The organism is Coleofasciculus sp. H7-2 (assembly GCF_042747725.1).
Lineage (GTDB): Bacteria > Cyanobacteriota > Cyanobacteriia > Cyanobacteriales > FACHB-T130 > FACHB-T130.
Map to the genome: position 1 here is coordinate 85,922 of NZ_JBHZGO010000108.1, position 9,769 is coordinate 95,690.

General features: G+C 47.2%; 8 protein-coding genes. 4 read left to right on the top strand and 4 right to left on the bottom strand.

Annotation, left to right across the window (positions count from 1 at the left end):
* The first annotated feature begins 62 nt into the window (after positions 1-62).
* The 3 genes from ACFW2W_RS23975 (at position 63) to ACFW2W_RS23985 (ending at position 4,176) form a co-directional block, all read left to right on the top strand.
* Positions 63-1,379: a dicarboxylate/amino acid:cation symporter gene (locus ACFW2W_RS23975; RefSeq protein ID WP_378184219.1), complete on the top strand. Its 1,317-nt coding sequence runs from the start codon at positions 63-65 to the stop codon at positions 1,377-1,379.
* A gap of 147 nt (positions 1,380-1,526) precedes the next feature.
* Positions 1,527-2,771 (top strand): EcsC family protein, encoded by a 1,245-nt coding sequence (locus ACFW2W_RS23980; RefSeq protein ID WP_378184221.1) that lies wholly within the window; start codon positions 1,527-1,529, stop codon positions 2,769-2,771.
* 613 nt (positions 2,772-3,384) lie between these two features.
* Complete coding sequence (locus tag ACFW2W_RS23985; protein ID WP_378184223.1) at positions 3,385-4,176, top strand: cobyrinic acid a,c-diamide synthase; 792 nt, start codon at positions 3,385-3,387, stop codon at positions 4,174-4,176.
* Positions 4,177-4,690: 514 nt separating this feature from the next.
* Here ACFW2W_RS23985 and petA read toward each other — a convergent pair.
* Together petA and petC are read right to left on the bottom strand one after the other, a co-directional pair.
* Entirely contained in the window at positions 4,691-5,680 is a 990-nt protein-coding gene (gene petA / locus ACFW2W_RS23990; protein WP_378184225.1) for a cytochrome f, read from the bottom strand.
* A gap of 181 nt (positions 5,681-5,861) precedes the next feature.
* Positions 5,862-6,401 carry a cytochrome b6-f complex iron-sulfur subunit gene (petC, locus tag ACFW2W_RS23995; RefSeq protein WP_378184227.1) on the bottom strand — a complete coding sequence of 180 codons (540 nt, stop codon included), beginning with the start codon at positions 6,399-6,401 and terminating at the stop codon, positions 5,862-5,864.
* A 236-nt stretch (positions 6,402-6,637) separates the two neighbouring features.
* Here petC and ACFW2W_RS24000 point away from each other — a divergent pair, with 236 nt between their 5' ends.
* Positions 6,638-6,955, top strand: coding sequence for a DUF3067 family protein (locus ACFW2W_RS24000; protein ID WP_378184229.1), 318 nt, complete (start codon positions 6,638-6,640; stop codon positions 6,953-6,955).
* Between the two features lie 20 nt (positions 6,956-6,975).
* Here ACFW2W_RS24000 and tatC read toward each other — a convergent pair whose 3' ends face one another.
* Positions 6,976-7,779 (bottom strand): twin-arginine translocase subunit TatC, encoded by an 804-nt coding sequence (gene tatC, locus ACFW2W_RS24005; protein WP_378184231.1) that lies wholly within the window; start codon positions 7,777-7,779, stop codon positions 6,976-6,978.
* A 268-nt stretch (positions 7,780-8,047) separates the two neighbouring features.
* Entirely contained in the window at positions 8,048-9,652 is a 1,605-nt protein-coding gene (locus ACFW2W_RS24010; RefSeq protein WP_378184234.1) for a transglycosylase SLT domain-containing protein, read from the bottom strand.
* Positions 9,653-9,769: the final 117 nt, after the last annotated feature.

Sequence of the window (9,769 nt, forward strand, 5' to 3'; positions counted from 1 at the left end):
GCAGAGTATATTAGAGGGCTAAGACCTGCCCAATCCGCTAAATCCCTGAAAGGGATTTAAATATGGCTGAAACAGCTAGCACAAAAACGTCTGAAAGTAAAGCCCGTCCCATCTGGAAGCGTATCCCACTCTACTTTCAAATATTAATTGCCCTGATTCTAGGCGTAGGCTTGGGGATGTTGCTAGGTGCTGGGAACCCCGCTCCTCAAAATGTCGCCGCGATCAATAACCTGGCAATTCCTTGCAACTTGGTATTAAAGGCGCTCAAAGCCCTCGCCACACCGCTGATTCTGCTGGCAGTGCTGCATACCTTCCTCACCGCCAGTATCCCCGGCAGGTCAGGTCGCCGTTTGGCAGTTCTGTTGTTAACCAATACTGTCGTAGCCATCCTGATTGGTCTTTTAGTCGCCAATGTCGTGCAACCGGGCAGATGGGGAGGTCTTGTTGCACCCCCAAGCACTGCCGAAGTCACCAAGACACTCGACCCCTGGGGACTCCTGCAAGATAGCGTGCCTGCTTCTATCCTCCAGCCTTTGGTCGAGAACAATGTTATCCAACTGATTGTCGTCGCCCTGAGCTTTGGAATCGTCTTGCGTGCCTTGAAAACAGAGCAGGTAGCTCAAGGGAAAACGGAATATCTAGCCGCCGAACACGGGATTACATTTTTATTCGAGGCAGTCATTCGCGTTCTGGGCTGGGTGATTGCCCTAGTGCCACTGGCAGTCTTCGGGATTGTTGCTAAAACTGTTGCCCTTCAAGGCTTCGCACCGTTTAAATCTCTGGCTGCGTTCATCGTGGCGGTGCTGGTGGCGCTGTTATTGCAAGCCTGCTACTATCTTAGCCGGGTGTTCTTCGGCTCGTGGGTGAGTCCGCAACGCTTTCTAGCTGGAGGATCTGATGCTTTCCTCACCGCCTTCTCAACCGCTTCCTCGACGGTGACAATGCCGATCACTTTTCGAGTTTTGCAGGAAAAAGTGGGCTTAAGGGAATCTTCCGCATCGCTGGGGGCTTTAGTCGGTAGCAACTTCAACAACGACGGCACAGCACTCTATGAAGCCATGTCTGCTTTGTTTGTTGCCCAAGTGCTGAACATTCCTCTGAGTCTCCCACAGCAGTTGATCGTCGTGCTGACATCCATCGTTGCCTCCGTAGGCGCAGCGGGCATTCCAGAAGCGGGGCTAGTGACGATGACGCTGGTTTTCACGGCGGTTGGTTTGCCTACTCAATACATCGCCTTGCTGGTGACGGTGGATTGGTTCCTCGATCGCTGTCGCACTGCAATTAATGTAATGGGCGATATGACTGTCAGTGCATTACTTGATGGCAAGGTGCCTAAACAGGAGCCTGATTTGATAGAAGAAGTCATTCAAAGTCAATAGTTATTAGTCATTAGTTATTGACAAAGTGGGCAATTAGCAATCCAACAAGATAGCAACTAAGGGTTTTTCTTTCCCCCGATATAGGCAAAATATAACTTGAGCAAGATATGCTGAAAAATAAGACTACCTGGCACTAGGAATTAAACGATGGATGACAAACCGGGAATAGTGTCTGAAAAAGAGACGGAAGCAAACTCCTCAACTTCTGACCCAGAAACAGACAAAGCGGAAAAGTCTTTAACGCAGTCCACGGATGTCAAGAAGCCATCGTTCTTCGATTCAGTTGCCACTGCTGGGCAAGCAGTGGTGAAAACAGCAGCCGGAGTCGGGATGGCAGTTGGGAACACTGCCTACCAGACAGGCAAAGCTGTGGCGACGACGACTACTGGGGTAGCGCAAGCGGCGGCGAAACAAGCGCAAAAATTGATTGAACAAACCACGCAAGGCGCAGGGCGTGCAGTGACTTTTGTGGGTGACAACGCATTTTTGCGGCACGTTACTAGGGCGTTACCCACGAATTGGTTGCTGGGGATTATCAATCAAGTTGATGTCGTAAAAGCTGAAGCTGATGTTAAAAAGCTACAGCAAAAGTATCCCGACGAAAAACCGAATCAGATTGCCCATCGTCTGATGGTTGAGAAAGCAATTTATGGTGGCGGAATGGGGCTGGCGACTGGCTTGTTGCCGGGAGCGGCATTGGCGTTGCTGACGGTTGATTTGGCGGCAACGACGCTATTGCAGTCAGAAATGGTTTATCAGATTGCGGCGGCTTATGGATTAGATTTGAAAGATCCTGCCCGTAAGGGTGAAGTGCTGGGAATCTTTGGTTTGTCCTTGGGCGGTTCTCGTGCAATCAAGGCGGGTTTGGGTTTATTGAAAGCGACGCCAGTGGCGGGTGCGGCGATCGGTGCTAGCGCGAATGCGACGATGATCTATGCGCTGGGGTATGCGGCTTGTCGCTTTTATGAGGCACAGCTGCATTCTCAGGCATCGATGGAAAAGCTGGTAGAGTCTCAGGCGGCAAGCGAGAAGTATTTGGAAAGTGCGATCGCGCAACAAGCGATTATGGATCGGATTCTGGTTCATATCATCGTGGCGAGTCATCCTGGCAAATCTTGGGAAGATATTTTACCGTCGTTACAAGCTGCCAAACTTAGCCCAACTTCTCTAGAGGCGATCGCCAATAACATTAATCGACAACAGCCTTTAGATACGCTTCTGGATCAACTCAATCGGGACTATGCGTTGCCGCTGTTAGCTCAGTGCTATACAATCTCCCAACTAGATAGCGCAGTGACGCCAGAAGAATCCCAAGTCATTGAAAAAATTACCCAAAAATTTGATATCGACGTAGAGGCAATTAAAAAAATTGTCGGTTCAACACCACGCTGACAAATACTAACGCTTGTGCGCGATCGCTCTAATCGCCCCAGTCTGCTTCAAAAAGCTAGCTATTGGGGAACGAATCTAGCGCGTTTTTGTCTGCGTGAGTGTTAGTCACGCTTTTGATCTGGGAATCCTAAGAGGGAGGCGATACTAAATCTCTCTCCTGCGATCGCTGCTAGCCATGACGAAACAGTGGATTCGAGAACGAACCAGTGCCGGGGAACGGGTACGCACTGGCGTTGCAGCCTTAACGACAAGGCGTGCAATCAGGGATACAACTTCTCTGCCCGAACTGAATTCTGTCTCTGCCCGAACTGAATTCTGTAGCGCTGCGTCAGCATCAATCAGTTTGATTGTCTCATCTCTTGCATCTGGAAAATCTCACCCCCAGCTTGTTTCCCTTGAAATAAAGGCAGAGAATTACTTCTGTTTCCTTGCAGGATAGGGTTGGAGAAGACGCCTTCTGGCACAAGAGATTAGATTTAGGAACTCCTGGTAACTAAATAGGCAGGTGAAAATAAATTTAAAAACTCAATTATTAACTCAACTTAAGAATTTTTATATTGTTTTTCTGTCTCGATACTTAGGTTTGTATCCTTACTTATAACTCTTTCCCGTTATGCCTGAACAAATCTCTCAACTAACGGCAATGTTTGACCTTGGAGAATCAGAAAGTATTCTTGATAAACTCCCTCCAGAAGCCAAGAAATGGGCGGAAAGTTTGCCTTGGAACCAGCGCCGTTATGTGCTGTCATTGTGTCATCTAATGTGTGCGGCTACTCCAGAAATGCAAGCAGAATTTTTGGATGATTATACGGCAACGGGCTTAGTTACCAAAAGACTTCAAGACAAAAATACTCAACAAAGAGTCCAAGAATATTTAACACAATTCCACCTTCATTTAGACTTAAATGAATTAGTTTTAAGAAGTTATATTAGACAGTTTTATATCCATTCAGCTCAAGATGTAAGTAGACAACCAGAATTGTACTTAGAATCAGCTCTGAGACTGGTTCTCAGTACAGAAGAACGTAACAATGTGTTTAACTACATTTTGGGATTTGAACTCATTAAAATGATGTTTAAAATGAGTTGGTTGCAGCATGAAAGACTATATCAACTACAAATTAATCAAGAAGAGTTTTTCAATACTTATATAAAACCAATTCAACATGCTCATCGAATTAATGCGATAGTTGTTCCCAGTTCTAATAATCGTTTTTTTGACAAACGTAATTATTTTGTACAAAAACCTGTAATTAGCGATAAGAAGTTAATACAGCTAGTTATGGCTACTTTTAATACAGATTTAGTGACTCATTTTGGTTTTACAATTATTCGACATCTCAATTCTTTAGTTTTTGATTATGAATATATCTTTGAGGATGAACAAGAAGGTGTATTTAAATAACCCTAATTTGCTTTGCGCTTGAAACTTTATCAGGACCCACGGATACGGACGTGCGCCCCCAATATAGCGGTTCTCACTTGTATGCGGTACAGCTTTAACTTCTCTCCAAACCTCTCTTTGATCCGGAGAAAGGCTTTGAAATTAGCCCCCTTCCCTCCCAGGGAAGGGGGTTGGGGGTTAGGTCTGACTGTACTAGACTCAACCCTTAAAGCGCTATATTTCTCGGATAAGCCCACAAGTCGATCGCGTTAGCGAAGCACAGGGTATGCAGTGAATCTATAGCCTGGAACTACGGCAAGGCAACCTCCCTACCCCATAAAGTTGCAAAGCAGGACTTACGCATCACCACATAGTAAGGGCAACCACAGGGGGATTGAACCGACAAGAACGCTATATGTATAAGCTTTGCGTAAGTCCTGCAAAGGTAGAGGAGGCTGGCAAATACGTTATTTTTTATCGCAAAAAAAAGACAGGCATCTTGCCTGTCTCATAACTATTTAGTACAACGCCAAACTTAGAAATTCATCTCAGCCGCTTGCACTCTCTCAACTTGCTTCTTCTTCAGTACTAGCAAGACTTGACACAACATGATTGCAGCAATAAATGCCATCAACCACTTGATCCGGGTGGGGCTTTGCAAAACGATTTCGGCATCCATTTGACCAAAGCCACCGACGTTAGGATTGGAAGTCAGCGCTTCGCCAGCTTTAACTTCCTGTCCTTCGGAGACAATTAGCTCTGGACCTGCGGGAATTGTATCAACAACCGCATTGCCTTCTGCTGGTTGAATGGTGACTTGAGAGCCACCTTCTTCAGCTTGGGTAATGGAAGCGACGCGACCGGCTACAGAAGCGTTATAGATGGAATTGTTGCTCTTTTCACCTGTGGGGTAAACCTGACCGCGACCCCGGTTGCCACCAACGTGAATCGAGTATTTACCGAAGAAAACTTTCTTATCGGTCTGTGGATTGGGAGACAGAACGGGGAAGATAATTTCCTGATATTGATCGCCTGGAATGGGGCCAACTATGACAATATTTTCTTTGTCTTCGCTGTAGGGTTGGTAGTAGAGTTCCCCGATTTTTTCCTTCATTTCTTCAGGAATTCTATCTTCGGGGGCAATTTTGAAGCCTTCTGGCAACATTAAAACGGCACCCACGTTCAGGGGACCTTTGCTGCCATCGGCTTGCACCTGCTGCGTGTTGGTGTCGTAGGGAACTTTCACGACGGCTTCAAAGACGGTGTCTGGCAGAACAGATTGGGGAACTTCTATTTCTGTGGGTTTGGCACCGAGGTGACAGTTGGCACACACAATCCGCCCCGTTGGTTCGCGAGGGGTTTCAGGATAGGTTTGTTGCGCCCAGAAGGGATAGGCACTCGCTGATTGGGGAAGGGCTAGATCGCTGGCGAGGAATAATGACACGGTGGCGATCGCAACCAGGACGGTTTTGATCATCGCCTGTTTGCCTATTTTGGATATCGCCGATAAAGAAACTTTTCTCATCTCTCAAGAAGGGATTCTGGGTCGAATTTCAAACAATATCTATCAGTTTTTTGTCTTTAGTTTTTCGTTCTTAGTTTTTTGTCCTTAGTTTTTCGTCCTTAGTGTTTGGTCTATTACAAATGACCAATGACTCATGACGAATGACTGATGACTGATGACTAAGCACCGATGACTAATGACCTTATGTCCACCAAGGATTTTCGCCGGTACGGAAGTCGGTTTCCGTCCAAGACGTTAATGTAACCTTGTCGTCCGCCACGGTAGCGTGAACCAGTGCCAGAGACAGCGGTGCTGGTCCCCGTACTACCTTGCCGGTGCTGTCATATTGAGAACCGTGGCAGGGACACATAAACTTGTTCTCACCGGAATTCCAAGGGACAACGCAACCCAAGTGGGTGCAGACGGCGTTTAAGCCGTAATTGTCAATGGTTTTCTCCTCGGTCACGACAATGTAGGTAGGGTCGCCCTTGAAGCCCTGAACCAAGGTGCGATCGCCCGCATTATGATTAGCTAAAAAATCACTCACAATGACATCGTTGCCGATGGCATCTTTGGCAGTTAGACCACCACCCGTTCCACCACTCGAAGGGGGGATGAAATACTTAACAACGGGATACAGTGCCCCCAGAGCTGTTCCTGTAATGGTACCAAAAGTGAGCAAATTCATAAATTGACGACGCCCCATATCGGGAACGTCTGACGAGCTAGAAAGTTGAGCCATGAGTAACGTCTGAGTGTATAGCTATGTGAACAACCCTGGGTTTAGTCCCAGATTTTGTTAAACCTTGCCTAATCAATGTATACCAAGCAAGTCGCAAGCCTGTTCGCCACAAACCCTTTTGTAGAAAGGTTTACAGCCTTGCTAAGGGTATTATTACATTCTTTTGCACCGTATCATTAATTTAAGAAGCGCTCCATTTATGACGAAATGTAAAGAAAAGTAATTGCGATAAAACTATGACAGGACAAGACCTTCGCCAACTCCTGATCGACAAGTGGGGACGCTCATACGATATCCAGATCAGGCGGACTCAGGGCAAAATTTTCCTCCAGGTAATGTGGAAATACTTAGAGCAGGCGTCTTTTCCGCTGTCGGAGGCAGACTACATGGCGCACCTGGATACTGTCGCCGAGTATCTCCACGCTTGGGGTGGAGCTGACCAAGTACAACATTATATTGAACAAACGCGCGATCGCCCTCGACTCGGTAAAGCAGTCAGCATCCCCCTAGACCTGGGTGAACGAGCCTCGGAGTGGATGCTCGAACAGTTCTAGAAGGTGCCAACTTACCGATCTCAGCGCCCTACGAGCTTAACCAAGCCAATTCCGCTATAGTAGAGTCCCAAAACGGCACCCGCGAGGAGGCTTTGGGTGAGGGGGTCGGTGGAAGGCGTCAGAATGGCACCCAAAATTGCTGCCCCCAGGATCACAAACCGCCAGCCAGATAGCATTTGCCCAGAAGAGACAATTCCCAAAAAGCCGAGTAGCAGCTGGACGATGGGAATTTGAAATGCCAATCCGGTGCTAAACATCAGCAGCAGCACGAATTCAAAATATCGGTCAATCGACCACAGCTGCTCGACGACATCTGCCCCGTAGCTGATGAAGAAATTCAGGGCGGCTGGAATTAATGCTACATAGGCAAATGCCAGTCCCGCTACAAACAGGACACCCGACCCCAAAACAACGGGTCCCACTAAGCGGCGTTCGCGGCGAGTAAGCCCTGGGAGAACAAACAGGATGATCTGGTACAAGATAAAGGGACTGGCTACTAGCAAGCCACTGTAACCGGCAACTTTAATGGAGACAAAGAAGTATTCTCCCGGTGCCAGCTGGAGAAACTTGACGCCCTGCGCCGGTACCTCCAGCAGTTGGACAATTGGCTTGACAAACAGGAAGCTGCCAATGACACCTACGACAACCGCAATTAGCGCATAGAAAATCCGCCGCCGCAACTCCTCCAGATGGTCGAATAGAGACATCTCGGTTTCAGCGGGCAGCTCATCAAGGTATTCATCTTCTAGATTGCGGTTCGCTGATTCCGGCTCCAGGTCTGGATTTAGCTGGGATGCGGTATCGACTTCTGAAGGAAGCGTCATCGGTCAAGTTTGCTTTGAAGATTTCTTGACTATTGTATCCATATCAATTAAAAATTAAAAATTAAAAATTAAAAATTGAAGAAAGTTCCAGCAATTAGAAATTAAAAATTGAAGAAAGTTCCAGCAATTAGAAATTAAAAATTGAAGAAAAATCCAGCGATAGAAAGCCACTTCTACGGCTAGTAATCGGTAATGAAATTTTCCTCATTACCAACTCCCAAAACGGGAGCTTTCATTACACCAAACTGCTTTCTCCAATTTTTAATTTTTAATTTTTGAATGCGGTTGGCTGACCTTCTGAGTATTTTGCTACCTGCTGAGAGATTTTCGGATTGTACAGGCGTAAGTAATTCCAGTAGTTGCCAAACACATTCTTGACGTAACCCTGAGTTTCATCAAAGGGAATGGCTTCGACGAATTCATCTGGATCGCTTACTTTTTTGTCTTGGAGCCACTTCGACAGATTACCGGAACCGGCATTGTAACTAGCGATCGCTAACATGGAGTTATTTTTGTAGCGATCGTGAATTTCATCCAGATACCAGGTGCCTAATTTAACGTTGTCGTTGGGATTTTCCAAGCTATATTTCTTGATGCCAATGTTTTCGGCAACCCATTTACTGGTTTCTGGCATCACCTGCATTAAGCCAACCGCACCAGCACTAGAGCGGATTTTTGGCTCAAATCGGGACTCTTGCCGAATCACAGAGATCACGAGCAAGGGATTGAGCTGACGTTGTTGAGACCAGTTTTCAATCGCTTCGATATAGAGAGTAGGATACAACGCCTGCCAGTAAGCAACTTGTTGCGTTAGAGCTTTGTATTGTGCTTGCTCCTCCGGGTTCTCGCGATCTTCTAAGCTAGAGATTTTAGCAATTCCTTGCAAGTGGTCTCCGATGCTGAGTCGAAGCAAACCATCGGTAAATTGTTCTGCAACCGTTGGCTTGACCCGGTTTTGAAATTCTGTTTGCCAGAGCGTCCAGGCATCTTTGCCTTGACCCATTTGGTAAAGTTCTTGTAAAGCAGCAGAACCCACGGGCAGCGACGGTCGCTTGGCAGGCCATTCTACTTTGGGATCTCGCTGACGCACACTGTTAAAGTCTCCCACATCCCAGCCCAGCATGACGGCAGACCGCCAAGCATAGTAAGATTGGGGATACTTCGCCACTACATTCTCAAAAGCTGCTTTCGCCTCCTGCTTGCGCCCCAGCTTGTTTGACCATTTACCCACCCAAAAAGCTGCCCGACGAGCTAATTCGCTATCAGGATTCTGAGTTGGGATGGGCTTGGCGATTTGCAGCGCCTCCTGGTAATTTCCAGCCCGTGCCTTCGATTGAGCCAATTTCCACCGATATTCTGCCGCTGCATCAGTATTGCCATACTTGGTGAGTAATGATTGACGCGCCACGGCTGCGGACTCGGAACTTTTGAGACTATCGAGAATTTTCGCTTCTAATAAGATTGCTTCGCCAGCTCGGTTGGGGAATTGACTGATGACTTGGTCGAGATAAGGAACCGCCTCGATAGCGGGACCGATTTTGGCGATCTGGAGGAGAGCGGTAGCACTTTCGTTAGCATTGGGGAACTCCTGCACCACCTCTTTATAGGCGCGGAGTGCTTTAACTTTGTTCTCGGCAAGATCGAGTCCCCTAGCGATCCGGTAGGCGTTGTGGAGGGTGCGAGGGGCTTTGGCATAAGCGGTACTGGCTTGACCGTATTTCTGGTTTCCCCAGTAGCCTAAAGCGATCGCTTCCCATACTTCTGGCTTGAGTTGCTCTGCTGGCAAACCCACCAACTTATCTAGCACTGAGGTAATTCCTGGACTGTCAAAGGCATACTTTGCCAGTAACACCATCAATTTTGGGCGTTGCATAATAAAGTATGAATTCAAGGTGCTTAGCCATGCAATGTCCTCGTTGTGGTTCTACTCATACCCGTAAGAATGGTGTGAAGCAAGGTAAGCAAAATCACATCTGTGCGGAATGTGGTC

Excerpts from the sequence above, each read along its gene's own strand:
- ACFW2W_RS23975 (WP_378184219.1), top strand. The coding sequence starts at position 63 with ATGGCTGAAACAGCTAGCACAAAAACGTCTGAAAGTAAAGCCCGTCCC.
- ACFW2W_RS23980 (WP_378184221.1), top strand. The coding sequence starts at position 1,527 with ATGGATGACAAACCGGGAATAGTGTCTGAAAAAGAGACGGAAGCAAAC.
- ACFW2W_RS23985 (WP_378184223.1), top strand. The coding sequence starts at position 3,385 with ATGCCTGAACAAATCTCTCAACTAACGGCAATGTTTGACCTTGGAGAA.
- petA (WP_378184225.1), bottom strand. The coding sequence starts at position 5,680 with ATGAGAAAAGTTTCTTTATCGGCGATATCCAAAATAGGCAAACAGGCG.
- petC (WP_378184227.1), bottom strand. The coding sequence starts at position 6,401 with ATGGCTCAACTTTCTAGCTCGTCAGACGTTCCCGATATGGGGCGTCGT.
- ACFW2W_RS24000 (WP_378184229.1), top strand. The coding sequence starts at position 6,638 with ATGACAGGACAAGACCTTCGCCAACTCCTGATCGACAAGTGGGGACGC.
- tatC (WP_378184231.1), bottom strand. The coding sequence starts at position 7,779 with ATGACGCTTCCTTCAGAAGTCGATACCGCATCCCAGCTAAATCCAGAC.
- ACFW2W_RS24010 (WP_378184234.1), bottom strand. The coding sequence starts at position 9,652 with ATGCAACGCCCAAAATTGATGGTGTTACTGGCAAAGTATGCCTTTGAC.